This is a genomic window from Microbacterium enclense (genome assembly GCF_001456955.1).
GTDB classification, from domain to species: Bacteria; Actinomycetota; Actinomycetes; order Actinomycetales; family Microbacteriaceae; genus Microbacterium; species Microbacterium enclense.
On record NZ_KQ758467.1, the window covers coordinates 610,213 to 634,798 of the forward strand.

The following is a 24,586-nucleotide window of genomic DNA, read 5'->3' on the forward strand; positions in this document are numbered from 1 at the left end:
GACTCATCGTGGTGGGTCTACTCGCCAGCAGTGGACGGCGATTTCGTCTGGACGGTGGCTGTCGCGCGACAGACCCCTCGACGCGCGTCCGGCGGTCGGCCCTCGTGCTGACCCTCGTGTCGGTCGTGATGACGTGCCGCGCGCGAAGGCATGAAGGCGGCGACCCGAGCGAGGAACCCGCGCCGGCCCGTCGAGCACTGGCCGAGGCCGATGCCGGCTCCCAAGCGTCACCGCATGGGCGAGACGGCGACAGAAGACGCAGGACTCACGCGCTCCCTCATCATCGGTGTCGTCGTCGGCACGATCGCCGGCCCCGTCCTCGGCCTGCTCGTGCCCTCGATCGGCGTCGGCTGCGGCATCTCGATCGGGTTGATGGTCGGCATCCTGGGCGCCGTCACCACGTGGTTCGTGGTGCGTCCAAAGAAGGAGCGTCCGGCACGAGCACCAGGCGCCCGACGAAACGGCCAGCGGTGCGCGGCAGGTCGCCCGCTTCCATGCGGCGATGGGCCTCGGCGGCATCCGCGAATCCGCGCACCTGACCGACGTGAGCGGTGAGGGGTCGTCCCTCCGCCCAGCGTGCGTTCACCTGGTCCGCGACCTCCCGCAGTTCTGAGGCGTCGAGCGCGCTGAGAATGAACCCCTCCACCCGCAGTTCGCGCACCTGCAGTGTCCACAGGTCGAGCTCGGCCGAGGTGCGTCCGGCCAGCACGATCGCCCGTCCGCGCGGGGCGAGGCGTCTGACGGCGGAGGCCGTGTCCGCACGACCCGTGGTGTCGATGAAGACGTGGATGCCACCCGGCCGGCGGTCTGCAATGGCATCGGCCGCCGACCCCGCCTCGGCGACGACCACCTCGGCGCCCCACTCCTCGAGCGTGGCGACGCAACGGGCATCGCGGACGACCGCGATGACGTCGGCCCCGGATGCCACGCCCTCCTGCACGAGCGCCGCGCCCACCGCGCCGTTGGCTCCGACCACGACGAGCGTCTCGCCCGGCTGCAGGTGTGCGCGCAGGTGGAGCGCGGCGACGGCCGTGGTCGCCGGGTGCAGCGACGCGACGAAGGCGACGGGATCGGCGGCATCCGGAACCGCGTACACACGGTCGCGCTCGACGGCGACCAGCTCCGCCGTCGCTCCAGGGCGCCCGGCGTAGCCGGCCGAGCTCGTCCAGACGCGGTCGCCTTCGCGCAGTCCGGTCACGCCCGGCCCGATCGCGTCGACGACCCCGACCAGATCGCGGCCCACCGCGACGGGAAACGTCAGCGGGGTGCTCCAGCGACCGGAGCGCACCAGCGCGTCGACGGCATCCACCGCCACCGCCAGCGTGCGCACCCGCACCTGGCCGGGACCGGGCGCGGGATCGGGGAGCTCACCCCACTGGATGACGGACGGATCGCCGGTGCGCGAAAAGAAGGCAGCGTGCACGGTGGCTCCCATCGTCGGTGGGGGAGAGGCTAGTCCCGGGCGGTCCGCGGCGCACCGTTTTCCAGTGCGCGAGGTGCTTGCATCCCTCCGTTCGAAGGGGCAAGGGGCGGGGGGTTTCAGCCCCGTCGGGTAGGGTGGACGATTGGCGCAGATCTCTTGATATCGAGAGACTTTCGCCTCCTCCCACCACCGATCGCCCAGCGAAGGATTGTCCGTGGATCTCTACGAGTACCAGGCACGTGATCTGTTCGAAAAGTACGAGGTGCCGGTGCTCGCCGGCATCATCGCCGACACCCCTGAGGAGGCGAAGGCGGCCGCAGAGAAGCTCGGTGGTGTCGTCGTCGTCAAGGCTCAGGTCAAGACCGGAGGCCGCGGCAAGGCCGGCGGCGTGAAGGTCGCCAAGACCCCCGACGAGGCCTTCGAGGCGGCTCAGGCCATCCTCGGTCTCGACATCAAGGGCCACGTCGTCAAGCGCGTCATGGTCGCCGCCGGCGCTCGCATCGCCAAGGAGTTCTACTTCTCGGTGCTGCTCGACCGCGCCAACCGCTCCTACCTCTCGCTCTCGAGCGTCGAGGGCGGCATGGAGATCGAGGAGCTCGCCGTCGAGCGTCCCGAGGCGCTCGCGCGTATCGAGGTCGACCCGATCGAGGGCATCACGCCCGAGAAGGCCCTCGAGATCGCCAAGGCCGCGAAGTTCGACGACGAACTGGCCCCCAAGGTCGCCGACGTCTTCGTCAAGCTCTTCAACGTCTACAAGGGCGAAGACGCCACGCTCGTCGAGGTGAACCCCCTCATCCAGAGCGAAGACGGCGACATCATCGCCCTCGACGGCAAGGTCTCGATCGACGAGAACGCCGGCTTCCGTCACCCCGACCACGAGGCGCTCGAAGACAAGGATGCCGCTGACCCCCTCGAGGCGAAGGCGAAGCAGCACGACCTGAACTACGTCAAGCTCGACGGCCAGGTCGGCATCATCGGCAACGGCGCGGGCCTGGTCATGTCGACCCTCGACGTCGTCGCGTACGCCGGTGAGAAGCACAATGGCGTCAAGCCCGCCAACTTCCTCGACATCGGCGGCGGCGCCTCGGCGACCGTCATGGCCGCCGGTCTCGACGTCATCCTCGGCGACGAGCAGGTCAAGAGCGTCTTCGTCAACGTCTTCGGTGGCATCACCTCGTGCGTCGCCGTGGCCGAGGGCATCGTCAAGGCCCTCGAGATCCTCGGTGACACCGCCACCAAGCCGCTCGTCGTGCGCCTCGACGGCAACCAGGTCGAAGAGGGTCGCGAGATCCTCGCCGCCGCCAACCACCCGCTCGTCACCCTCGCCGCCGGTATGGACGAGGGCGCCGACAAGGCCGCCGAACTGGCCAACGCGTAAGGGATAGGGACAGAAACATGTCGATCTACCTCAACAAGGACTCCAAGGTCATCGTCCAGGGCATCACCGGCGGCGAGGGCACGAAGCACACCGCCCTCATGCTGAAGGCGGGCACCCAGGTCGTCGGAGGCGTGAATGCCCGCAAGGCCGGCACCACGGTCTCGCACAAGGATGCCGACGGCAACGACGTCGAACTCCCCGTCTTCGCGTCGGTCGAAGAGGCCATCCGCGAGACCGGCGCCGACGTGTCGATCGCGTTCGTGCCCCCGGCCTTCACCAAGGACGCGATGGTCGAGGCCATCGATGCCGAGATCCCCCTCCTCGTCGTGATCACCGAGGGCGTGCCCGTCGGCGACACCGCCGAGGCGTGGGCGTACGCAAAGTCGAAGGGCGAGAAGACCCGCATCATCGGCCCGAACTGCCCCGGCATCATCACCCCCGGCGAGGCGCTCGTGGGCATCACCCCCGCGAACATCACCGGCAAGGGCCCCATCGGCCTCGTGTCGAAGTCGGGCACCCTGACCTACCAGATGATGTTCGAGCTGCGCGACCTCGGCTTCTCGACCGCCATCGGCATCGGCGGCGACCCGGTCATCGGCACCACGCACATCGACGCCCTCGCGGCGTTCGAGGCCGACCCCGAGACCAAGGCCATCGTCATGATCGGTGAGATCGGTGGAGACGCCGAAGAGCGCGCCGCCGCCTTCATCGCCGAGAACGTGACCAAGCCGGTCGTCGGCTACGTCGCCGGCTTCACCGCCCCCGAGGGCAAGACGATGGGCCACGCCGGCGCCATCGTCTCCGGCTCGGCCGGCACCGCCCAGGCGAAGAAGGAGGCCCTCGAGGCCGCCGGCGTGAAGGTCGGCAAGACGCCGTCCGAGACCGCCGCCCTGATGCGCGAGATCATCGAAGCGCTCTGACGTTTCGCATCGAAAGGGCCCGGATGCCATGGCATCCGGGCCCTTCCGCGTTCGTTGGGGACGGCGGGTGGCGCGTGCGGGTCGCGCGCACGCGCCGCGAAACCGCACGCGATCGCCGAGAACGCAGGGGATCCGCGACAAACGCATGCGGCCTGGGCAAACGCGTGCGATTTCGGCGCTTTCTGTTGCGCGCTGGCCACCGAGCAGCGAGGAAGAAGGGCCTGGATGCCATGGCATCCAGGCCCGTTCTGCGTTCGGTCGCGGGCTGGCGCTGAGATGACCGGTGATTCGCGAACTGACGCGCGTTTCGCGGTGATCACGCGTCATCTCGGCGAACGGCGGTCATCTCGGCAGCGGGCGCGCTCGAACTCCTACATGCCGTCGGCGACCATCGCCTCGACGAGGTCGACGTGGCGGTCGGCGTTGAGCTCCGACCACTCGTTGTCGTAGTTCAGGCCGTACGGCCAGAAGTGTCCGCCGCCGCACGAGATGGTGGCATCCGGACCGTCCCAGCTCTTGATGAGGGCGTTGGCCTGGGGGCCGGTCCAGGTGCCGGAGCCGCACAGGTTGAAGAACCCGCCGCTCTGACCGACGCCGATCGTGTGCGAGATCTCGTGCAGCGCCGTGCGCTCGGTCATGTACGACCGGTTCTCGCCGAAGCGCAGGTCGCCGTTGATGTTGGCCTCGGCGGTGGGGACGCCCGGGGCGTAGTACACGTTGATCTGCTTGGTGAGGTCGGACAGGTTGTTGTACCGGCCGACGGCGGCGTTCATCGCCGCGGTGATGCGGCCGTAGGCGTCCTGCTCGTCGGCCGACGGCGTGCTGTTCTGATGCAGCGTGTAAGTGATCTCTCCCTCGGCGGCGATCGCGGGTGGGGCGGCGAGTGCTCCCGTTCCGAGGATCCCCGCCACCGCGAGCGCGGCGGCCAGGGAGGTGCGACGACGACGGGGGGACATGTTCGTCTTCTGCATGGGTCTTCTCCTTCGAAGCGGCGGACGCGGTCATCGCGTCCGTGCGACGACGCTAGATCCGGATGGCCGCGTTAGCGCAAACATGAGAGACGTTTCACGCACTTCTCATGAACCGCGAGCATGTTTGAGGCGGGCGGCCGGATCCATCGCCTGCGCGCCCAGCCGCTCGCCGCTGCGGGATACGGTTGCAGCGGCGAGCGGGGGAGCGGGCGGCGCGGCCCCCGCCCGATTCTCACTTTCGCGGCGCGCGCAGCGTGGTGTGGTGGGCCCCGTCGCCGCGAGCGGACGCTGGCGACCGTAGTAAGCGGGGCGCTCGGCGAGCGCTGCCTGCGTCTGGACGGGTGAGCCGGTCCCCTCTTCCACGGCCTGAGGGGGTGAGAACGCCCTGCCTGCAGCGGAACGGGAACCGGTTCGGTTCCTTCAGCGTCATAGCATCGGCGAGAGTCACATCGGAAGGGTGTTCGCGCGCATGTTCAGAAGCGCCTGGCAGCTGTTGAGCCCGGGACGACGGGCTTTGATCGCCCTCCCCGCGTGCGCGTGTTCGGTGACCGATTCGGTGTCGACGCTCCTCGGGCAGCCCGCTAGCTACTGGTCTGATCCTGCGACCGGTTACGAAAACAATCCGATGTTCGCTTGGCTTCTGCACGCGGGGCCGGGGTGGTTCATCTTGGGAGAGCTCGTCTAACGCGCCGTCATCATCGGCGTGGTGACGATGCTGCCAGGCGTCCTGAGTCTTCTCGTCGCGGTGGCCGTCTCGATCGGGCACACCTACGGAGCGCTGACCTGGATCATCACGGTGGTGCCGATCCTCGGGTTGTATCCCGTATTCGGCTTGTTCGGGTTGGCGCCGATTGTACAGACGGCGATCTATCTCCGACGGCACCGCCGAGACGCGCACGGAGTCCCCGCGACGCGCACCTAGCGGCATGCTCGAGCCCGGCCTCGCCCGGATCACGTGCTCTGGTCGTGTTGCCGCCGCGGCGCGTCTGCGCGCCTGTCATCGCCGTCGAATGTCCAGAACACGCCGTTTATGCGACGCGGCTTTGCGGCGTGTTCTGGTCACTCGACGGCGTTGCAGCGGAGCCGCGGTGGGAGGCGGGACGACATGCTCGCGGAACGGGGAAGGGGCCCGGATGCCATGGCATCCGGGCCCTCCGCTTTCCTGAAAACGTGCGGACGGCACGGGCGGGCCGCGAAACCGCACGCGATTGCCGGGAACGCACGCGATTGGCGGCAAACGCTTGCGGTCTCGGCAAACGGGTGCGGCCTCGGCGCTCGTCGCGGCCGGCGCCCGCCCGCGTACCGCGCGCTCAGCCGAGCAGCGCCTCCACCGGACCGCGGGCGAAGAAGACGACGAAGCCGATGGCGACGATCCACAGCAGCGGGCTGACGCGGCGCGCGCGGCCGGAGAGGGCCTGGATGAGCACCCAGCTGACGAAGCCCGCACCGATGCCGTTGGCGATCGAGTAGGTCAGGGGCATGACGGTGACGGTCAGGAACACCGGGATCAGCACCGACAGGTCGCTGAGGTCGACGTGACGGATCTGCGCCATCATCAGCGCGCCGACGATCACCAGGGCCGCGGCGGCGATCTCGGTGGGGACGACGCTGGTCAGCGGGGTGAAGAACATCGCCAGAAGGAACAGGCCGCCGGTCACCACGTTCGCGAGGCCCGTGCGGGCGCCCTCGCCGATGCCGGAGCCCGACTCGATGAAGACGGTGTTCGACGATGCCGAGGTGGCGCCGCCGGCGACGGCGCCGATGCCCTCGATCACCAGCGCGGAGCGCAGGCGCGGGAAGGTGCCGTCGGGGGCGGCGAGGCCGGCCTCGCGGGAGAGGCCGGTCATGGTGCCCATCGCGTCGAAGAAGTTCGTGAACACGAGCGTGAAGACGAGCATGAGGGCCGCGAGCACGCCGATGCGGCCGAACGAGCCGACCAGGTCGACCTGTCCGACGAGCGAGAGGTCGGGCAGGCTGACCAGCTGCGCGGGCAGCGTCGGGACGCTGAGTCCCCAGCCTCCCGCGTTGCCGTCGGCGCGCGAGCCGAGGTGCGCGACGGCCTCGACGATGACCGCGCTGATCGTGCCCGACAGCAGGCCGATGAGCAGGGCGGCCTTGACCTTGCGCACGAGCAGCACGGCGGTGATGACGAGGGTCAGCACGAACAGGGCGGTCGGGACGGTGGCGATCGACCCACCGACGCCGAGGCCGACCGGCGGAGAGTTCAGGCCGGTCGAGGTGACCAGGCCGCTGTCGACGAAGCCGATGAAGGCGATGAACAGACCGATGCCGACGGTGATCGCCGTCTTGAGGGCGAGCGGCACCGCCTCGAAGATCATGCGGCGAAGGCCGGTGACGGCCAGCAGCACGATGATGAGGCCGTTGATGACGACGAGTCCCATCGCCTCGGGCCACGTGACGCCGCCGACGATGCCGACCGCGAGGAACGAGTTGATGCCCAGGCCCGCGGCGAACGCGAACGGCATCCGGGTGACGAGACCGAACAGCATCGTCATGACGCCGGCGGTGAGGGCGGTGACGGCCGCGACCTGCGGGAAGCCCAGGGCGTTGCCGGCGACGTCGGGGGTGCCCGACAGGATGATCGGGTTAAGGATGACGATGTACGCCATCGTCACGAACGTGACCACGCCACCGCGGATCTCGGCGCCGACGGTCGAGCCGCGGGCGGTGATCTCGAAGAAGCGGTCGAGTGCGTTCTTCGGTGCGGGGGCGGCGGTGGTCTCGGGAGCGGAAGCGCTCATGAAGGCTCCAGAAAAAAGGGGGAGGGGGCTAGACCGGAGGGAAACACGCCGACGTATCGTGGGAGACATGTCGCTCTCAGGAGAGTATCTGCCCAGCACCAGCGAGTGGGCCCGTCAGCAGGCCGAGACGTTCGAGGCCTCGGGAGGCCAGGAGTCCGCCGAGCTGCGGGGCGTACCCATCATCGTCCTCACCACCGTCGGCGCCAAAACGGGCGGCCTGCGCAAGACCGCTCTCATGCGCGTCGAGCACGACGGGAAGTACGCGGTCGTGGCATCCATAGGCGGTGCTCCCGAGCACCCCGCGTGGTTCTACAACCTCGTGAAGAACCCGCGCGTCGCCTTGCAGGACGGCGACACGAAGAAGGAGTACGACGCGCACCAGGCCGAAGGCGCCGAGCGCGACGAATGGTGGGCGCGTGCCGCCGCCGTGTGGCCCGACTACGACGAGTACCAGAAGAAGACCGAGCGCCGCATCGAGCTGTTCGTGCTGGAGCCGGTCGACTGACCCATCCCCATCTCGCGCGTGAGTCGCCAGATTGTGTCGCTTCGATGGGTGCCGGAGCGACGTTTTCTGGCGACTCACGCCCGGAGGGGGAGGGATGCCACGGCGCAAACCTCACACGAACCCCGCCGCCGCGTGAGAGAAACGTTCGCGGGGAGTAACGCCGGGGCGACGGCGGGGGAAACCTCGGCTGCTTAGCGTCGGGGCATGGCCCGATCACACACCGCAACCGGCACGAAACGTGCTGCTGACGCCGACGCAAAGTCCGCCGCGTACCGTGACGGAATGCTCCACCCCGCGTCATCCGGCTCCGTCGTCGTCGTCGGCGCCGGCATGGTGGCGCACCGCTTCGTCGAGAGCCTGACCAGCCGCGACACCGACGGCCGCTGGTCGATCACGGTGCTCGGCGACGAGTCGCGCGGCCCCTACGATCGCGTCGGGCTCACCGGCATCTTCAGCGGCAAGACGCCCGATGACCTCGCCCTCGACCCGGCCGTGCTCGAGCACGAGCGGGTGACGGTGCGCACCGACGCGCGCGTCACCAAGATCGACCGCGCGAAGCGCACCGTCACCACGGCGGCGGGTTCCACCTACGACTACGACCGTCTCGTACTCGCCACCGGCTCGTACGCCGCGCGTCTCGCGCTCGACGGCTTCGACCACCGCGGATGCTTCGTCTACCGCACGCTCGACGACGTCGCCGGCATGCGCGAATGGGTCGCGAAGCGCTCGGCTCAGCTCGGCCGGCCCCTGCGCGGCGCCGTGGTCGGCGGCGGGCTGCTCGGCCTCGAGGCCGCGGGAGCGCTGCAGGCCGAGGGCGTCTCGCCCTTCGTGCTGCAGTCCAACGAGCGGCTCATGTCGGCGCAGCTCGACCTGGGCGGCGCGAAGGCGCTGCAGCGGCTCATCGAGGCGCGCGGCATCGAGGTGCGCACGCAGTCGGTGACGACCCGAGTGGATGCCGACAAGTCCGGCGCCGTGTGCGGCCTGGAGCTGCGCGACGGCACGTGGGAGGCCGTCGACATCGTCGTCTTCACCGTCGGTGTGCGCCCTCGCGACGAGCTCGCCCGTACCGCCGACCTCGCCGTCGACGCCCGCGGCGGTGTCGTCATCGACGCCGGCTGCGACACGTCGGACCCCGCGATTCTGGCGATCGGCGAGGTCGCCAGCTTCGACGGGCAGTGCATCGGTCTGGTCGCCCCCGGCTACGCGATGGCCGAGGTCGCCGCGACGCGTCTGCTGGGCGGCGAGGCGGCGTTCGACGGCTTCGACACCTCGGCCAAGCTCAAGCTCTCGGGCGTCGAGGTCGCCAGCTTCGGCGACGCGTTCGCCGAGACCCCGAACGCCCTCGACGTCACCTACGCCGACCCGGTGTCGGGCGTGTACAAGAAGCTCGTGTTGAGCGATGACGCGCAGACGCTGCTCGGTGGCATCCTCGTCGGCGATGCCTCGGCGTACACCTCGCTCCGCCCGCTCGTCGGCCGCGCGCTCGGCGGCGACCCGGCCGCCTACCTCATGCCCAGCGACCTCGCGCCGGCCCCGCAGGGCGACCTTCCCGCCGATGCCATCGTCTGCTCGTGCAACGGCGTGACGGCGGGGACGGTTCGCGATGCCGTGACAGAGCACGACTGCGCGGATGCCGCCGAGGTCAAGGCGTGCACCAAGGCGGGAGCGGCGTGCGGTTCGTGCTTCACGCTCGTGAAGAAGCTCGTGGCGACCGAGCTCGCGGCATCCGGAAAGGAAGTCTCGAACGGCCTGTGCGAGCACTTCTCGTTCACCCGTGCGCAGCTCTTCGACGCCGTGCGCGTGTCGGGCCTGAAGACCTTCACCGCGATCGTCGAGCGCTTCGGCACCGGTCGCGGCTGCGACATCTGCAAGCCGGCGCTCGCGAGCATCCTGGCGAGCCTGTACTCCGAGCACGTGCTCGCGGGCGAGCTCGCGACGATGCAGGACACCAACGACCACGTGATGGCGAACATCCAGCGCGACGGCAGCTACAGCGTCGTGCCGCGCATCCCGGGAGGCGAGATCACCCCCGAGGGACTCGTCGTCATCGGCGAGGTCGCGCGCGACTTCGGGCTGTACACGAAGATCACCGGCGGTCAGCGCATCGACCTGTTCGGTGCCCGCCTCGACCAGCTGCCCGACATCTGGAAGCGCCTCGTCGACGCCGGCTTCGAGTCGGGCCACGCCTACGGCAAGTCGCTGCGCACGGTGAAGTCGTGCGTCGGGTCGACCTGGTGCCGGTACGGCGTGCAGGACTCCGTCGGCATGGCCGTGCAGCTCGAGCTGCGCTACCGCGGCCTGCGCTCGCCGCACAAGCTGAAGTTCGGCGTCTCGGGCTGCGCGCGCGAGTGCGCCGAGGCCCGCGGAAAGGACATCGGCGTCATCGCCACCGAGGCCGGCTGGAACCTCTACGTCGGCGGCAACGGCGGCTTCACCCCGCGCCACGCGGAGCTCTTCGCCGAGGGGCTCGACGACGACGCCCTGCTGCGGGCGATCGACCGCTTCCTGATGTTCTACATCCGCACCGCCGACCGGTTGCAGCGCACCGCGCCCTGGGCCGCGGAGTACGAGGGCGGTCTCGAGGCGCTCAAGGCCGTGGTGTTCGACGACTCTCTCGGCATCGCCGAGGATCTCGACCGGGCCATGGCATCCCACATCGACGCCTACGAAGACGAGTGGGCCGCCACCCTCGCCGACCCCGAGAAGCTGAAGCGCTTCCAGAGCTTCGTCAACGCCCCCGAGGCCGCCGACCCCTCGCTCGCCTACGTCGCCGAGCGCGGCCAGGCCCGCCCCGCCACCGACGAGGAGCGCACCTCGGGCGCGGTCTTCATCGGCGGTACGACGCTGGCGGTGCGCTCATGACGATCGTGGATGCCACGAGGACGGATGCCATGACACCCGACGCCATCACCCTGTCGACGCCGTCGGCCGCGACCGACTCGGCGCCCGCCGCTGCGGCTGAGGCGGCAGACGCGGTTGCTCCCGCGCCCGCCCAGGCTGCGCCCGCCGCTTCGGCGCCCGCCGAGGTCCGGCCCGCGCCGGCCGGGGCCGCGGCTCCCGCATCCGGCCAGGCCCCCGCCTCCGGATGGGTCCGAGTCTGCCGCGTCGACGATCTCCTCGTCGAGCGGGGAGCGGCCGCCCTCATCGGCGACCGGCAGATCGCGCTGTTCCGCACCTACGACGGACGCCTCTACGCCACCGACCAGATCGACCCCTTCAGCGGCGCGGCGATCATGTCGCGCGGCATCGTCGGCGATCGCGCGGGGGCCCCTACCGTGGCATCCCCCATGTACAAGCAGGTCTTCGACCTGCGCACCGGGGCCTGCCTCGACACGCAGGGCAAGGACCCCCGGTCGCTCCGCGTGCACCCGGTCGCCGTCGACGGCGACGTCGTGCTCGTCAAGCTGCAAGGAGACCCCCGGTGATCGCTCTCGCCGGCCTCGACCTCACCGACCGTCTCGTCGTCTGCGTCGGCGGCGGCTCCGTCGCCGAGCGCCGCATCGCGCGGCTGCGGGCGGCCGGCGCACGGGTGCGCGTCGTCGCCCCCGAAGCCACCGACGGCCTCTGCGCGCTGGCCGCGTCGGGCGACATCGAGTGGCTCGCGCGCCCGTTCGAGGCGTCCGACCTCGACGACGCCTGGTTCTGCCACACCGCGACCGGTTCGGCATCCGTCGACGCCCTCGTGGTCGACGCCGCCGAGGCGCGCCGCGTGTGGTGCGTCAACGCCGGACACGGGGGCAAGGGCACCGCGCGCCTGGCCGCCGAGACCACCAGCGGCGATGTCATGGTCGGGGTCGTCTCGACCGCCGGCGCCGACCCGCGTCGCAGCGTCGCCGTGCGCGACGCCATCGCCCAGCGCCTCGCCGAAGGCGCCCTTCCGCTCCGCCGCCGACGTCGCACACCCGTGGGGGGTGTCGCGCTCGTCGGCGGCGGCCCTGGCCCGATCGACCTGCTGACCGTGCGAGCTCGCGCGCTGCTGGCCGAGGCCGACGTCGTCGTGCACGACCGGCTCGGACCCACCGGCATCCTCGCCGAGCTCGGCGACGACGTCGAACTCATCGACGTGGGCAAGCGCCCCCAGCACCACCCCGTGCCGCAGCACGAGATCAACGAGATCATCGTCGACCGTGCCGCCAAGGGCATGCGGGTCGTGCGGCTCAAGGGCGGCGACCCGTTCGTCTACGGCCGCGGCGGCGAAGAGGTCATCGCGTGCCGGGCCGCCGGCATCCCCGTCGAGGTCGTTCCGGGCATCTCCAGCGCCATCGCGGTGCCCTCGGCGGCGGGTGTGCCCGTCACGCACCGCGGCGTGGCCGGTACTCTGCACGTTGTGAACGGTCAGGACGCGCCCACCGAGGCCACCCTCGCCGCCCTCCGCGACGACACCGCCACGGTGGTCGCACTGATGGGCGTGAGTGCGCTGCCGCGCTTCGTCGCCGCGGCCCGCGCCGCGGGTGCACCCGACACGCGTCCCGTCGCCTTCGTCGAGAACGGCCACACGCCCGCGCAGCGCACGATCCGCACGACCCTCGGTACGGCGATCCAGGATGCCGAGACCCACCGACTCGCCAACCCCGCGGTGCTCGTGTTCGGCGAGGTCGCCCGCGCCGACCTGCTGCTGCCGGTGGCGGCGCTCCAGGGCGAGGGGATCGGGTGACGACACCCCCGCGGACGATCAGCACGGTGCTCCAGGGGTGCACCGTGCTGCTTCCCGTCGACCGGCGGTCGGGGGAGTTGTCGGCGGCGCTCGAACGGCATGGCGCACGCGTCCGGGTCGCGCCGGCGCTGACGATCATCCCGCACGTCGACGACGAGGAGCTCATCGCCCAGACGCGTCGCCTCGTCGGTGATCCGCCCGATGTCGTCGTCGCCACGACGGGCGTGGGCTTCCGCGCGTGGATGGAGACCGCCGACGAGGCGGGGCTGCACGACGACCTCAGCGCCGTGCTGGAGCGGGCGCGGATCGTCGCCCGCGGTCCCAAGGCGCGCGGCGCGATCCAGCAGGCCGGGTTCGAGGCCGACTGGGTCGCCGAGAGCGAGACGGCGGCCGAGCTGCGCGACTTCCTCGTCGCGGAGGGCATCGAGGGGCTCCACGTCGCCGTCCAGCATCACGGCTCCGGCGCCGACGGCCTCGACGAGGCGTTCGAGGCGGCCGGTGCCCGCGTGACGAGTCTCACCATCTACCGGTGGGGTCCGCCGCCCGACCCCGAGGTCGTCGCCGCCTCCACCCGGCAGGTCGCCCGCGGCGAGGTCGATGCCGTTCTGTTCACTTCGGCTCCCGCGGCCCGAGAGTGGATCGTCGCCGCCGAACGCGCCGACGCGCTCGAGGGCGTGGCATCCCGTGCTCGCGACGGACGGGTGCTCGTCGCCGCCGTCGGTCCCATCACCGCCGGCCCCCTGCTGGATGCCGGCATGGTGCCGCTCGTGCCCGATCGCGGACGCCTGGGCGCACTGGTGCGCGCCGTGGTCACGCATTACGGCGGACCGGATGCGCCCGTGATCCGCACGACCGTCGGGCGTCTCGGCATCCGCTCGTCCGGCATCGTGCTCGACGGGGCGTTCACGGCCCTGCCGCGGACGGGCGTCGAGATCCTGCGGGCGCTCGCGCGCAATCCCGGGGCGGTCGTCTCGCGCGCCGACCTGGTGACGGCGCTCTCGAATGCCGAGGCCAGCGGACACGCGGTCGAGGTGGCGGTCGCGCGCACCCGTGAGGCGCTCGGCGGAATCGACCTGATCCGCACGGTCTACAAGCGCGGCTACCGGCTCGACGTCGTCGACGAGGAGGACTGATGACCGCCGTACTCATCGCCTGCGCCCATGGCACGCGCTACGAAGAGGGGCGCGTCGTCGTGCGCGCCCTGCTCGACGTGCTGCGCGAGACGGCGCCCGAGGGCGTCGAGGTGCTCGAGGCGTACGTCGACGTGCACGGGCCGTACGTCACAGACGTGGTCGCCGCGGCGCGCGAGCGCACGGACGACATCGTCATCGTGCCCCTGCTGCTGTCGACCGGTTATCACACCGAGGTCGACCTCGTGGAGGCCGCCGGCGGTCTGCCGATCGCCCGGGCGCTCGGACCGCACCCCGTGCTCGCCGAGATCCTCGCCGACCGGGTGCGCGCCACCGGCGCGGACGCGACCGACACGGTCGTGCTCGCCGCGGCCGGGTCGACGCGTCCCGGCGCCGTCGTCGACGTCGAGCGCATGGCCGCGCTGATGACGGACGCAGGCGTGACAGCGCCCATCGTGACGGCGTACGCCGCGGCATCCGAGCCCACGATCCCGGATGCCGTCGAGGCCGCGCGCTCCGCCGGGCGGCGCACCGTGGCCGCGAGCTACGTGCTGGCGCCCGGACACTTCTCGCGAGTGATCGAGAGGGCCGAGGCCGACCTCACGTCGGCACCGATCGGCGCCGACCCGCGGTTGGCCGCGGTCGTGTGGGAGCGCTGGCGCTGCGCCCGCGGGGCGGGCGCGCGGTGCGCCGGGTGCGATTCGAGCTGCCCCTTCGGCGCTCCCGGACGTGCGGTGGCTGAGCCTGTCGAAGCCACCGCGCATGCGGCGTCGGAGAAGGCCGAGCCTGTGGATGTCGCCGGGGGTGCGGGGTCGGAGGTGGCTGAGCCTGTGGATGTCGCCGGGGGTGCGGGGTCGGAGGTGGCTGAGCCTGTCGAAGCCACCGGTCGCACGGCGGGCCCCGACCCTTCAGCGGGCTCGAGGTCGTCAGCGCGGAGGCTGCTCGCGAAGATCGGCGCGTTGCTGCCGAGCCGACGATGACCGCCGCGGATGCACTCTTCGCACGACGCTCCCTCACCGTGATGATCGGGTCCGTGCTCTCGGTGGGCGGTGCCGTCGTGGCGGCCACGTTCTTCCTCCAGCCCTGGCGTTCGTGCGAGGGCGAGGACACCTCGGTGGGGTGCGCCATGCTCCCCGGCGACGCCGCCGTGATGCAGGTGGCGGGCCTGGTGTTCCTGACCGGCGTGATCGTCGTCGCGGCGGGCCTGCTCGCCCCTCGCCCCGAACGGCGGTGACCCCGCCGCGCCTGAGAGGCGGGCTGGGGCGGCGCGGGTAGGGTTCCTCTCGCCCATGCATCGCCTTCTCGTCGCCCTCCTCGCCGCCCTCGACGCCGTGCTGGCCGCCGCGGGCGGCATCGCGGTGATCCTCGCGCCCCTCGCCCTGCTGTGGGTGTTCGGCGTGGGAGATCCCGACTGGGGCGCCCTGTGGCCCGCATCGGCCGCCGTGTGGCACCTGGGTCACCTCGTGCCGATCACGGTCACGCTCCCCGACACCTACCTCGCCGCGACGGGCATCGACCCGAGCCTCTCGACCTTCACGCTGTCGCTCGCGCCGCTGGCTCTCGCGGCCTTCACCGCCCTGTTCGCCGCGCGCTCGGGAGCCCGCGCGGCCGAGGCGGGAGCCGCCGTCACCGGCTGGCTGTCGGGCTCGGTCGTCTTCGCCGGGCTCGCCGCCCTCGTGGGGGTGAGCGCCAACGCCGAGCTGGTGGCATCCGAGGTGTGGCTGGCCATCCTGCTGCCCTCTCTGCTCTTCTTCGTGCCGTCGTTCATCGGCGCCTTCGTCGGCTCGTGGCGGGTGGGCGACGACGGACCGGTCGACGTCCTGCGCGAGCGCATCGAACGCCTTCCGCACGCCTGGGCGGAGGTTCCCGCCCTCATCGCGCGGGGTCTCGCGCTCACCACGCTCGGCCTGATCGCCGTCGGCGCGGTCGTGGTGGTCGCCGGGCTCATCGCCGGTTCCGGGCAGGTGATCGGGCTCTACCAGGCGAGCAACGCCGACGCCATCGGTGCGATCGTCATCGCCCTCGGACAGCTCATGTACCTGCCGACGCTGGTGCTGTGGGCCGTGGCCTTCACCGCCGGCCCCGGCTTCGCGCTGGGCACCGACACCGCCGTCACCCCGGCGGCGACGCAGGTCGGCGCGCTCCCCGGCATCCCGGTGCTCGGCGCCGTGCCCGACACGACGTCGTCGTGGCTGCTGCTGCTCGCGCTGCTGCCCGTCGGCATCGGCGCGACGACGGGGTGGATGCTGCGATCCCGGATGCCGCGCACCACCGGCCCCGAACCCTTCGGCCCGCGACTGGTGGTGGCGGTCGCCGTGTCGGTGCTCACCGGCGGCGTCGGCGCGCTCTTCGCGCTCGCGTCCACCGGGTCGATCGGCCCCGGACGCCTCGCCGACACGGGCCCCGAGCCCGGCCCGCTCGCCCTCGCCTTGGGCCTTGAGGTGCTCGTGGGTCTCGCGATCCTGTTGCTGAGTCCGCGGCTCGGCGGTGACACCGACGAGCCGTCGCAGAGCGCCTTGGTTTCCGGCGTCGAGTCGGCGGGTTCTGACCTGTTGCCTTCGGCGCCCAGGGCCGATCGTGGAGTGCCGGCTCGGCTCGCCGCGCCGGGGGGTTCTGACCTTTGGCCTTCCGCGCCGAGGGCAGACCGTGACGTGCCGGCTCGGTTCGCTGGGCCGGGGGCCGGTCGCGAGATGCCGGGATGGTCGTCCGCCGCGGCGTCTCAGCATGACTCGGATGCCCGTCCCGCCACGGACGAGCGGCCTGACTCCGCCCGCCCCGTGCCCGGGGCGGGCGCGGCATCCACCGACGCCGCGGGCGAGGAGCTCGGCGAGTCGGCATCCGTGTCCGATGACGACGACGTCCACGCGCGCATCCGTGCCGCGTGGGCCCGCGAGCCGGACCGGGGTATCGACGACGGCCCCCTCGCACCCTGACCGGCGTCAGCGGGTCTCCTTCCCCGCTGACTCGCCGGCCCCCGCGCGCCCTGACCGGCGTCCGTTTGTCCCCTTCCCCGCTGACTTGCGCCTCGTGTACGCCGCGAAGCGTTCTTCGCGTGCACAAGGCGCAAGTCAGCGGTGGGGTAGGGGCGGCGTCGGGCGCCGGGGCGGCGTCGGGCGTCAGGGCGGGCAGGGGCGCGAGGGCTCGGGGCTGGGGCGCTCGGGCCGAGCACGCCCCCGGCTAGACTGACCTCCGTGCTCACGGTCGCCGTTCTCATCTCCGGCACCGGCTCCAACCTCCGCGCCCTGCTCGAGGCGGCTTCCGCCCCCGACTTCCCGGCGCGCGTGGTCGCGGTCGGTGCGGATCGCGAGGCCGACGGCTTCGCCCACGCCGAGCACTTCGGCATCCCGACCTTCCTCGTGCCGTTCAGCGCCTTCGCGTCTCGCGAGGAGTGGGGCGCCGAGCTGGGTGCGCAGCTGTCGGTGTGGAACCCCGATCTCGTCGTGCTCAGCGGCATGATGCGCCTGCTGCCCGCCGATCTCGTCGCCGCGTGGGAACCGCGCATCATCAACACCCACCCGGCGTACCTGCCCGAATTCCCGGGAGCGCACGGGGTGCGCGACGCCCTCGCCGCGGGCGTCGAGCAGACCGGCGCGAGTGTCATCGTCGTCGATTCCGGCGTCGACACGGGGCCGATCCTCGCGCAGGAGCGCATCCCCGTGCTGCCCGGTGACGACGAGCACGCCCTGCACGAGCGCATCAAGCCCGTCGAGCGACGTCTGCTGATCGACGTCGTGCGGCGCATCGCCGAGGGCGAGCTCGACCTCGCCGCCGCGGCATCCCGAACCGCCTGACCCGCGAGGCGGGCGCCGGCCCGTCTCGTACCCGAACCCGACTCGAGACACAGGAGCCGTACGCCATGGCCGGACCCCGCCACGACCCCGCCGACTATCGTCCCCGCGACATCGTCCCGATCCGCCGCGCGCTGGTGTCGGTGAGCGACAAGACCGGCCTGCTCGAGCTCGGCCAGGCCCTCGCCGCGGCCGGTGTCGAGATCGTCTCGACCGGCGGCTCGGCCACGCTGCTGCGCGACGCCGGCTACGAGGTCACCGACGTCTCCGCCGTCACCGGCTTCCCCGAGTCGCTCGACGGCCGCGTGAAGACGCTGCACCCGAACGTGCACGCGGGACTCCTCGCCGATCTCCGCCTCGCCTCGCACGAGTCGCAGCTCGACGAACTCGGCATCCGCCCCTTCGAGCTCGTCGTCGTGAACCTGTACCCGTTCGTCGAGACCGTGGCATCCGGTGCCGAGGGCGACGACGTCGTGGAGCAGATCGACATCGGCGGCCCCGCCATGGTGCGCGCGTCGGCGAAGAACCACGCCAACGTCGCCATCGTCGTCTCGCCCGAGTCGTACCCGGCGATCATCGACGCCCTCGGCACGCAGGGCGGCACCTCGCTCGTGCAGCGCCGCGAGCTCGCCGCACGCGCCTTCTCGCACACCGCCGCGTACGACACCGCCGTGTCGACGTGGTTCGCGGAGGGCACCCTCGGCGATGACATCGACCTGCCCGCCCACCTGACGATCCAGGCGGAGCGCCTGTCGACGCTGCGTTACGGCGAGAACTCGCACCAGCGTGCCGCGATCTACTCGCGCGTCGGCGGCCACGGCATCGCCCAGGCCACGCAGCTGCAGGGCAAGGAGATGTCGTACAACAACTACGTCGACGCCGACGCGGCTCTTCGCGCCGCTTTCGACATGGTCAAGCCCGCGGTGGCGATCATCAAGCACGCGAACCCCTGTGGCATCGCCGTCGCCGCCCCCAACGCACTCGACCCCATCGCCTCGGCGCACCTGCGCGCGCACGAGTGCGACCCCGTGTCGGCGTTCGGTGGCGTGATCGCGGCCAACCGCACGGTGACGCTGAAGATGGCGGAGAACCTGCGCGACATCTTCACCGAGGTCATCATCGCCCCCGACTTCGAGCCCGAGGCGCTCGAGGTGTTCAAGCTGAAGAAGAACCTGCGCGTGCTGCAGCTGCCCACCGATTGGCAGCAGGAGCGCATGGACGTGCGCCTTGTCTCGGGGGGGCTGCTGCTGCAGGACGCCGACCGCTTCCCCGACGACATCGAGTCGGTCGCGAAGAACTGGGAGCTCGTCTCGGGCGAGCGTCCGGCCGACGCCGACATGGAGAGCCTGATCTTCGCGTGGAAGTCGTGCCGCGCGGTCAAGTCGAACGCCATCGTGCTCGCCCAGGGCTCGGCCACCGTCGGCATCGGCATGGGCCAGGTCAACCGCGTCGACTCGTGCCGCCTCGCCGTCGAGCGCGCCGGTGACCGTGCGCGCGGCTCGATCGCGGCATCCGACGCGTTCTTCCCCTTCGCCGACGGCCCGCAGGTGCTGATCGACGCCGGGATCTCGGCGATCATCCAGCCCGGCGGTTCGGTGCGGGATGCCGAGGTCATCGACGCCGCGCGCGCCGCGGGCGTCACGATGTTCTTCACGGGGGAGCGCCACTTCTTCCACTGACACCCGCTGCCCCGCGTCGCGGGGCCGGTCACGTGAGGCGCCGCCGCGACTTCGGTCGTGGCGGCGTCGTCGCGCGTGCGGGGTGTGCGGGGTGTGCGGGGTCGGGCGGGGCGGGGCCGTCGTCTGGTCGCTGTGCTGCGTGTGGTTCTCGGGGCGAGAAACGCTTTCCGCGTCGAGAAACGGCATACGGGCGCGTTTCTCTGTGCGGATGCCGTTTGTCGCGGGGGTTGCGGCCGGGTGGGCGTCGTCGTCTTGTCGCGGTCCTGCGTGTGGTTTTCGCGCGAGAAACGCTTTCCGCGTCGAGAAACGGCATACGGGCGCGTTTCTCTGTGCGGATGCCGTTTGTCGCGGGGGTTGCGGCCGGGTGGGCGTCGTCGTCTTGTCGCGGTCCTGCGTGTGGTTTTCGCGCGAGAAACGCTTTCCGCGTCGAGAAACGGTGTGTGAGGGCGTTTCTCTGTGCGGATGCCGTTTCTCGCGGAGCGATCCAGTCGCGCGGGCCCCCGGCCGGGCGAAACTGGCGCTCCGGGGAAACGCTCTCCCGGCACACGGTGGGCGATCCCGTGGTCACCGCCTGCGCGGCGATGCCAGAGACGATCGCTCAGCGTGCGACGTCCGTCCCTCTCGTCGCGCCGGAAGCCGCTGCGCTCACCGGCTCATTTCGACGAGCTTGGCGACCGTGTTCGCGTTGCGGGCCGTGCCGGTGACACCGAGTCGCTTCTCGAACCATCCGGCTTGCAGCTTCGAGCCGCCGATGCCTTCGGGGTAGCGCACGAAGATCTCGCGACCGTCGAGCACGGCGTCTTCGGGGGAGTCGGCCGGGATGACCACCGTCGTCCCCGCGGGCGGAGTCTCGGAGAGGAACACCGTCTGCACCCACCGACCCTCGGCGGCATCGGCGAACGGGTTGCACGCGTGGGCATCGGCGAGCTCGGCGTGCGTCCGCACGATCACGGGCAGGTCGAACCCGAAGGCCCCGCGCACCGCTTCTCGCACGGCGCCGGCGATCTGATCGGGGGACCGCCCCCCGTCATCGAGCACGACGTTCCCCGCGACCTGCAACGTCTCGACCTCGCCAAGACCCGCGGATGCCAGGACCTCGCGCAACGCGGCCATCTTCAACGCCGTGGGTCCTCCGACTCCACGGATCAGGGCGATCGAGCGTGACATGGTGCGACCCTATGCCCTCGGCCGACCGGGCCGACGGCTCCGCGGTGCAAGACGCCGTTGGGGTTCAGGCGGAGTCGCGCCCCAGCGTCTCGAGCAGACGCAGCCACACCTCGCTGACGGTCGGGTACGACGGGACGGCGTGCCAGAGACGCTTCACCGGCACCTCGCCCACCACCGCGATCGTCGCCGAGTGCAGCAGCTCGGCGATGTCGGGACCGACGAACGTCGCGCCGACCAACACGCCCCGGTCGAGATCGACGATCGCCCGGGCCTTGCCGACGTAGGCGTCGGACTGCTCGCTGGAACCGGCGATGCTCGCGAGGTCGTAATCGAGTACCTTCACGTTCAGGCCCTTCTCCTCGGCCTTCTTCGCGGTCATGCCGACGGATGCGACCTCGGGGTCGGTGAAGGTGACCTGCGGCACCGCGTCGTGGTCGGCGGTGGCGACGTGCGCGCCCCACGGGGCGTCATCGATCTCGTCGCCCTTCGCCCGGGCGGCGATGACGTCTCCGGCGGCGCGGGCCTGGTATTTGCCCTGGTGCGTGAGGAGCGCGCGGTGATTGACGTCGCCGACGGCGTAGAGCCAGTCGGAGCCCCGCACGAGCAGGGTGTCGTCGACGTCGAGCCAGGCGCCGGCCTCGAGCCCCACGGCATCCAGCCCCAGGTCATCGGTGCGCGGCGTGCGACCGATCGCGACGAGCACCTCGTCGGCCGTCACGGTGGTGCCGTCGGAGAGTTCGAGCACGACCCGGCCGTCGTCGTCACGGCGCGCGGACGTGGCATCCGCGCCCGTCTTCACCGTCACGCCGCGGTCGCGGAGCGAGGACGCGACGAGCTCACCCGCGAACGGCTCGTTGCCGCCGAGCAGACCCGAGCGCGCGATGATCGTGACCTCGCTGCCGAGACTCACGAACGCCGTGGCCATCTCGGAGCCGACGACTCCGCCGCCGATGATGGCGATCGAGCCGGGGATCTGCTGCACGGCGGTGGCCTCGCGACTGGTCCAGGGCGACACCTCGGCCAGGCCGGGGATGTCGGGCAGGAGCGCGGCCGACCCGGTGCAGACCGCCACCGCGTGACGGGCGACCAGGTCGGTCGTGGCGCCGTCGTCTGCGGTGACCCGCACGGTCTTCTGCCCCGTGAGGCGCCCGTGTCCGCGCACGAGATCGATGCCCGCGCCCTGGAGCCACTCGACCTGGCCGGAGTCGTTGTAATCGCTCGTCATGGCGTCGCGACGACGCAGGACCGCTTCGACGTCGAGACCGCCGGTGACGGCCTGCTTCGCGCCATCGACGTCGCGGGCGGCGCGCAAGGCCGCGGCACTGCGCAGTAACGCCTTCGACGGCATGCAGGCCCAGTACGAGCACTCGCCGCCGACTAGTTCGGACTCGACGATGACGGCGGTGAGACCGGCCTGCACGGCGCGGTCGGCGACGTTCTCGCCGACGGGGCCGGCGCCGATGACGATGAGGTCGTATTCGCGTTCGCTCATGCCGCCACGCTACCCACGGCCTCCGACATCGCGCGGGGGTTGCGCGACGACTGTGCGGGGGCGACCTTCGGGAGGGTCGAGGTTCTCACGCTGGCCCGGCGTCGCGGGTACAGCGTGGTCTCTCCGTCGACGGGAGGCCCGGCGCGCGTCCCCCACGGTCGTGTCCGATTTCCGCCAGCCGATGTCGGAGGTCGGTGGCAGGGTGGATGCCATGACCCCCACGACCGTCGACTCCCCGGCCTTCGCCGAGCGATACCGCGTCATCCAGTCGCGCGATCGCCGCTTCGACGGGCAGTTCGTGACGGCGGTGCGTTCGACCGGCATCTACTGCCGTCCGAGTTGCCCGGCGCGCACGCCGAACGAGGCGAACGTCGCGTTCTACGCCACATCGGCCGCGGCGCACGAGGCGGGTTTCCGCGCGTGCAAGCGGTGCCTGCCCGAGGCCGCGCCCGGGTCGCCACTGTGGGACGTGCGCGGAGACGTCGCGGCGCGAGCGATGCGACTCATCGCCGACGGCGTCGTCGACCGCGAGGGCGTGCCGGGCCTCGCCCGCCGGCTGGGCTACTCCTCGCGGCACCTGACCCGGCTGCTGCACGCCGAGCTCGGCGCAGGACCCCTCGCTCTCGCCCGGGCGCACCGCGCGCACACGGCGCGAGCCCTGCTCGTCGGCACCGATCTGTCGTCGGCCGACGTCGCCTTCTCATCGGGGTTCTCCAGCATCCGCCAGTTCACCGAGACCATCGGCGAGGTGTTCGGGATGCCGCCGCGCGAGCTGCGGGCGCGCCGCTCGCGGTCGGCGGGGGCGGAGGTGTCCGCCGGCGAGATCGATCTCGCTCTTCCCATCCGGGGGCCCATCGACACCGTCGGACTCTTCGGATGGATGCGTGCGCACGCGATCCCCGGGGTCGAAGTCGGTGACGACCGATCGTTCGCGAGGGTCGTGCGACTGCCCGGCGGGCCCGCGTGGTTCGAGGTGCGCCGTGCCGACGACGGCCGCCTGCGCCTCCGTGCCCGGTTGGCGGCCCTCGCCGACCTCGGCACGCTCATCGCACGCGTCCGACGGCTGTTCGACCTCGACGCCGACCCGCAGGCTGTCGACGAGGAGTTGTCCCGACACCCCGAGCTCGCCCCGGCCGTCGCGGCCATCCCGGGCGTCCGCGTGCCGGGAGCCATCGACGCGCACGAGATGCTGCTGCGCGCGATGATCGGGCAGCAGATCAGCGTCGCGTCCGCGCGCACCATGCAGGGGCGGCTGGCGGCCGAGCTGGGGCAGACGGTCGAGGTCGGACCCGAGGCGATGACCCTCTTCCCCGAGCCCGCCGTGATCGCCGAGCGGGGACTCGAGGTTCTTCGCGGTCCCGCCGCGCGCATGCGGGCGATCGTCGAGGCCGCGGCGGCGCTCGCCGACGGGTCACTCGACCTGGGCCCGGGCGACGACGGCGCTGCGCAGCGGGAGCGGCTCCTCGCGATGCGGGGGATAGGGCCGTGGACCGCCGATTACGTGCGCATGAGGGTCCTCGGCGACCCCGACGTGCTGCTGCCCGGAGACGTCGCCGCACGCGCGGGGGCGGCCGCCCTCGGCCTGCCGTCCGACCCGACCGGCTTCACCGCCTGGTCGGAGCGACTGGCGCCGTGGCGCAGCTACGCCATGGCGCACTACTGGTACGCCGCGCCGGTGACCCAGGCGTGGCGTTCCCCGGCCGAGACCGCGGCGGCTGCGACCGTTCCCCGACGGCGACGACGATCGGATGCGACGCCCGTCGACGTCGTCGCGAGCGCGGTGACGGTCGAACGGCACGCTGCCGGGGCCGTGGTCCCCGGTGACGCGACCGCCGCCGTTCCCGGTGCGGTGCCTGCGGTCGACGGATCGCGCGGGGACCCCGCGGCCGGCGTCGCCGTTCCCGCCGGTTCTCCCACCGCCGCCGCTTCCCGCGGCTCACGCGCCGCCGCCGATGCGGTCGGTTCTCCTGCCGCCGCCGCTTCCCGCGGCTCCCGCACCGCGGCCGTTCCGGCCGGTGCCGGCGCTGCCACCGCTTCCCGCGGCTTCCGCACCGCCGTTCCCCGCGACTCGCGCGCCGCCGCCGCGCCATCCCCCGATCCCGAAAGAGAGAGCGAGACCCCCGCATGACCCGCGCGACCCTGCAGTTCGTCGACACCCCCGACGGTCCGTTCGCCATCCTCGTCGACGCCGCCGATCGCGTCATCGTGTCGGGCTGGACCGCCGACGCCGACGCGGTGCTGGCGCGTCTGCGTCCCGACCGGCGGCCTGCCGAGGTGACGGCGGGGGAGACGTCCGCCGCCGATGCCGTCCGTGCCTATTACGCCGGAGACGTCGCCGCGATCGACGCCGTCGCCGTCGCCCAGAGCGGCACGACGCTCCAGCTCGCCGGCTGGAACGCGCTGCGCGGCATCGTCCCGGGTTCACCGCTGACCTACACCGGCTTCGCGGCCGCCCTGGGGTCGCCGACCGCCGTTCGTGCCGCGGCATCCGTCTGTGCACGCAATGCGGTCGCGCTGTTCGTTCCATGTCATCGCGTGCTGCGCGGCGACGGGACGATGGGCGGGTTCGCATGGGGAACGGGGGTGAAACGGAGTCTGCTGGCGCGCGAATCCGCCGTCTGATCTGGGCGAGAAGCAGAGCGACTCTTGCCGCGGGCGTTCGGTCGAGGATACGCTGGAGGGCTGCCGTCCCCCCGGCGGAAGCCCCATCGATGAAG

20 protein-coding genes are annotated in these 24,586 nt (G+C 71.7%); 15 read left to right on the forward strand and 5 right to left on the reverse strand.

Translation table 11 applies throughout. The annotated features are described in order from the left end of the window. Positions 1–394: 394 nt before the first annotated feature. Positions 395–1,423 (reverse strand): quinone oxidoreductase family protein, encoded by a 1,029-nt coding sequence (locus tag AS029_RS02855; protein WP_074615832.1) that lies wholly within the window; start codon positions 1,421–1,423, stop codon positions 395–397. A 214-nt stretch (positions 1,424–1,637) separates the two neighbouring features. Here AS029_RS02855 and sucC point away from each other — a divergent pair, with 214 nt between their 5' ends. Together sucC and sucD are read left to right on the forward strand one after the other, a co-directional pair. Then, entirely contained in the window at positions 1,638–2,801 is a 1,164-nt protein-coding gene (gene sucC, locus AS029_RS02860) for an ADP-forming succinate--CoA ligase subunit beta (protein WP_058231057.1), read from the forward strand. 17 nt (positions 2,802–2,818) lie between these two features. Continuing rightward, positions 2,819–3,721, forward strand: a complete 903-nt coding sequence (sucD, locus tag AS029_RS02865) for a succinate--CoA ligase subunit alpha (RefSeq protein WP_058231058.1) — start codon at positions 2,819–2,821, stop codon at positions 3,719–3,721. Between the two features lie 371 nt (positions 3,722–4,092). Here the strand turns inward: sucD and AS029_RS02870 are convergent, their stop codons facing one another. After that, on the reverse strand, positions 4,093–4,692 hold the full coding sequence (locus AS029_RS02870; protein WP_139167998.1) for a DUF3810 domain-containing protein: 600 nt from the start codon (positions 4,690–4,692) through the stop codon (positions 4,093–4,095). Positions 4,693–5,398: 706 nt separating this feature from the next. Between AS029_RS02870 and AS029_RS02880 the strand changes: the two genes are divergently transcribed. Then, positions 5,399–5,614, forward strand: a complete 216-nt coding sequence (locus AS029_RS02880) for a hypothetical protein (protein ID WP_058231060.1) — start codon at positions 5,399–5,401, stop codon at positions 5,612–5,614. Between the two features lie 388 nt (positions 5,615–6,002). On the opposite strand, the gene AS029_RS02885 is transcribed toward AS029_RS02880, so the two are convergent. Further along, a complete protein-coding gene (locus AS029_RS02885) occupies positions 6,003–7,454 on the reverse strand; it encodes an NCS2 family permease (protein ID WP_058231061.1) in 1,452 nt (483 codons plus the stop codon). 67 nt (positions 7,455–7,521) lie between these two features. Between AS029_RS02885 and AS029_RS02890 the strand changes: the two genes are divergently transcribed. The 10 genes from AS029_RS02890 to purH all read left to right on the forward strand — a co-directional run bounded on the left by AS029_RS02890 (position 7,522) and on the right by purH (position 19,210). Continuing rightward, the gene (locus tag AS029_RS02890) at positions 7,522–7,959 is read left to right on the forward strand and encodes a nitroreductase family deazaflavin-dependent oxidoreductase (protein WP_058231062.1); all 438 of its coding nucleotides are present in this window, start codon (positions 7,522–7,524) and stop codon (positions 7,957–7,959) included. A 282-nt stretch (positions 7,960–8,241) separates the two neighbouring features. Continuing rightward, positions 8,242–10,821 carry a nitrite reductase large subunit NirB gene (gene nirB, locus AS029_RS02895; RefSeq protein WP_058231063.1) on the forward strand — a complete coding sequence of 860 codons (2,580 nt, stop codon included), beginning with the start codon at positions 8,242–8,244 and terminating at the stop codon, positions 10,819–10,821. After that, the gene (nirD, locus tag AS029_RS18020) at positions 10,818–11,384 is read left to right on the forward strand and encodes a nitrite reductase small subunit NirD (protein ID WP_323339221.1); all 567 of its coding nucleotides are present in this window, start codon (positions 10,818–10,820) and stop codon (positions 11,382–11,384) included. The genes nirB and nirD overlap by 4 nt, the downstream gene beginning before the upstream one ends. Further along, positions 11,381–12,613, forward strand: a complete 1,233-nt coding sequence (gene cobA / locus AS029_RS02905; RefSeq protein WP_058231064.1) for a uroporphyrinogen-III C-methyltransferase — start codon at positions 11,381–11,383, stop codon at positions 12,611–12,613. Before nirD ends, cobA begins: the two co-directional genes overlap by 4 nt. Next, a complete protein-coding gene (locus AS029_RS02910) occupies positions 12,610–13,746 on the forward strand; it encodes a uroporphyrinogen-III synthase (protein ID WP_058231065.1) in 1,137 nt (378 codons plus the stop codon). Before cobA ends, AS029_RS02910 begins: the two co-directional genes overlap by 4 nt. Then, positions 13,746–14,723 (forward strand): sirohydrochlorin chelatase, encoded by a 978-nt coding sequence (locus tag AS029_RS02915; protein WP_074615809.1) that lies wholly within the window; start codon positions 13,746–13,748, stop codon positions 14,721–14,723. Before AS029_RS02910 ends, AS029_RS02915 begins: the two co-directional genes overlap by 1 nt. Continuing rightward, on the forward strand, positions 14,720–14,977 hold the full coding sequence (locus AS029_RS02920; protein WP_058231066.1) for a hypothetical protein: 258 nt from the start codon (positions 14,720–14,722) through the stop codon (positions 14,975–14,977). Before AS029_RS02915 ends, AS029_RS02920 begins: the two co-directional genes overlap by 4 nt. A gap of 55 nt (positions 14,978–15,032) precedes the next feature. Continuing rightward, on the forward strand, positions 15,033–16,676 hold the full coding sequence (locus AS029_RS02925) for a cell division protein PerM (protein WP_175456617.1): 1,644 nt from the start codon (positions 15,033–15,035) through the stop codon (positions 16,674–16,676). Between the two features lie 258 nt (positions 16,677–16,934). Continuing rightward, a complete protein-coding gene (purN, locus tag AS029_RS02930; protein WP_058231067.1) occupies positions 16,935–17,534 on the forward strand; it encodes a phosphoribosylglycinamide formyltransferase in 600 nt (199 codons plus the stop codon). 65 nt (positions 17,535–17,599) lie between these two features. Further along, positions 17,600–19,210 (forward strand): bifunctional phosphoribosylaminoimidazolecarboxamide formyltransferase/IMP cyclohydrolase, encoded by a 1,611-nt coding sequence (purH, locus tag AS029_RS02935; RefSeq protein ID WP_058231068.1) that lies wholly within the window; start codon positions 17,600–17,602, stop codon positions 19,208–19,210. A 645-nt stretch (positions 19,211–19,855) separates the two neighbouring features. On the opposite strand, the gene AS029_RS02940 is transcribed toward purH, so the two are convergent. Next, complete coding sequence (locus AS029_RS02940) at positions 19,856–20,377, reverse strand: DUF1697 domain-containing protein (protein WP_074615810.1); 522 nt, start codon at positions 20,375–20,377, stop codon at positions 19,856–19,858. 64 nt (positions 20,378–20,441) lie between these two features. Beyond that, positions 20,442–21,869, reverse strand: a complete 1,428-nt coding sequence (locus AS029_RS02945) for a dihydrolipoyl dehydrogenase family protein (protein WP_058231070.1) — start codon at positions 21,867–21,869, stop codon at positions 20,442–20,444. Positions 21,870–22,080: 211 nt separating this feature from the next. Here AS029_RS02945 and AS029_RS02950 point away from each other — a divergent pair, with 211 nt between their 5' ends. Continuing rightward, positions 22,081–23,997 (forward strand): AlkA N-terminal domain-containing protein, encoded by a 1,917-nt coding sequence (locus tag AS029_RS02950; protein ID WP_228375861.1) that lies wholly within the window; start codon positions 22,081–22,083, stop codon positions 23,995–23,997. After that, on the forward strand, positions 23,994–24,491 hold the full coding sequence (locus tag AS029_RS02955; RefSeq protein WP_058231071.1) for a methylated-DNA--[protein]-cysteine S-methyltransferase: 498 nt from the start codon (positions 23,994–23,996) through the stop codon (positions 24,489–24,491). The genes AS029_RS02950 and AS029_RS02955 overlap by 4 nt, the downstream gene beginning before the upstream one ends. Positions 24,492–24,586: the final 95 nt, after the last annotated feature.

Bases quoted from the DNA above. Each gene is read 5' to 3' on its own strand.
- purH (WP_058231068.1), top strand. From the start codon at position 17,600: ATGGCCGGACCCCGCCACGACCCCGCCGACTATCGTCCCCGCGACATC.
- AS029_RS02870 (WP_139167998.1), bottom strand. From the start codon at position 4,692: ATGCAGAAGACGAACATGTCCCCCCGTCGTCGTCGCACCTCCCTGGCC.
- AS029_RS02925 (WP_175456617.1), top strand. From the start codon at position 15,033: ATGCATCGCCTTCTCGTCGCCCTCCTCGCCGCCCTCGACGCCGTGCTG.
- AS029_RS02920 (WP_058231066.1), top strand. From the start codon at position 14,720: ATGACCGCCGCGGATGCACTCTTCGCACGACGCTCCCTCACCGTGATG.
- AS029_RS02955 (WP_058231071.1), top strand. From the start codon at position 23,994: ATGACCCGCGCGACCCTGCAGTTCGTCGACACCCCCGACGGTCCGTTC.
- sucD (WP_058231058.1), top strand. From the start codon at position 2,819: ATGTCGATCTACCTCAACAAGGACTCCAAGGTCATCGTCCAGGGCATC.
- nirD (WP_323339221.1), top strand. From the start codon at position 10,818: ATGACGATCGTGGATGCCACGAGGACGGATGCCATGACACCCGACGCC.
- AS029_RS02890 (WP_058231062.1), top strand. From the start codon at position 7,522: ATGTCGCTCTCAGGAGAGTATCTGCCCAGCACCAGCGAGTGGGCCCGT.
- AS029_RS02950 (WP_228375861.1), top strand. From the start codon at position 22,081: ATGACCCCCACGACCGTCGACTCCCCGGCCTTCGCCGAGCGATACCGC.
- AS029_RS02915 (WP_074615809.1), top strand. From the start codon at position 13,746: ATGACCGCCGTACTCATCGCCTGCGCCCATGGCACGCGCTACGAAGAG.
- AS029_RS02885 (WP_058231061.1), bottom strand. From the start codon at position 7,454: ATGAGCGCTTCCGCTCCCGAGACCACCGCCGCCCCCGCACCGAAGAAC.
- nirB (WP_058231063.1), top strand. From the start codon at position 8,242: ATGCTCCACCCCGCGTCATCCGGCTCCGTCGTCGTCGTCGGCGCCGGC.
- AS029_RS02945 (WP_058231070.1), bottom strand. From the start codon at position 21,869: ATGAGCGAACGCGAATACGACCTCATCGTCATCGGCGCCGGCCCCGTC.
- AS029_RS02940 (WP_074615810.1), bottom strand. From the start codon at position 20,377: ATGTCACGCTCGATCGCCCTGATCCGTGGAGTCGGAGGACCCACGGCG.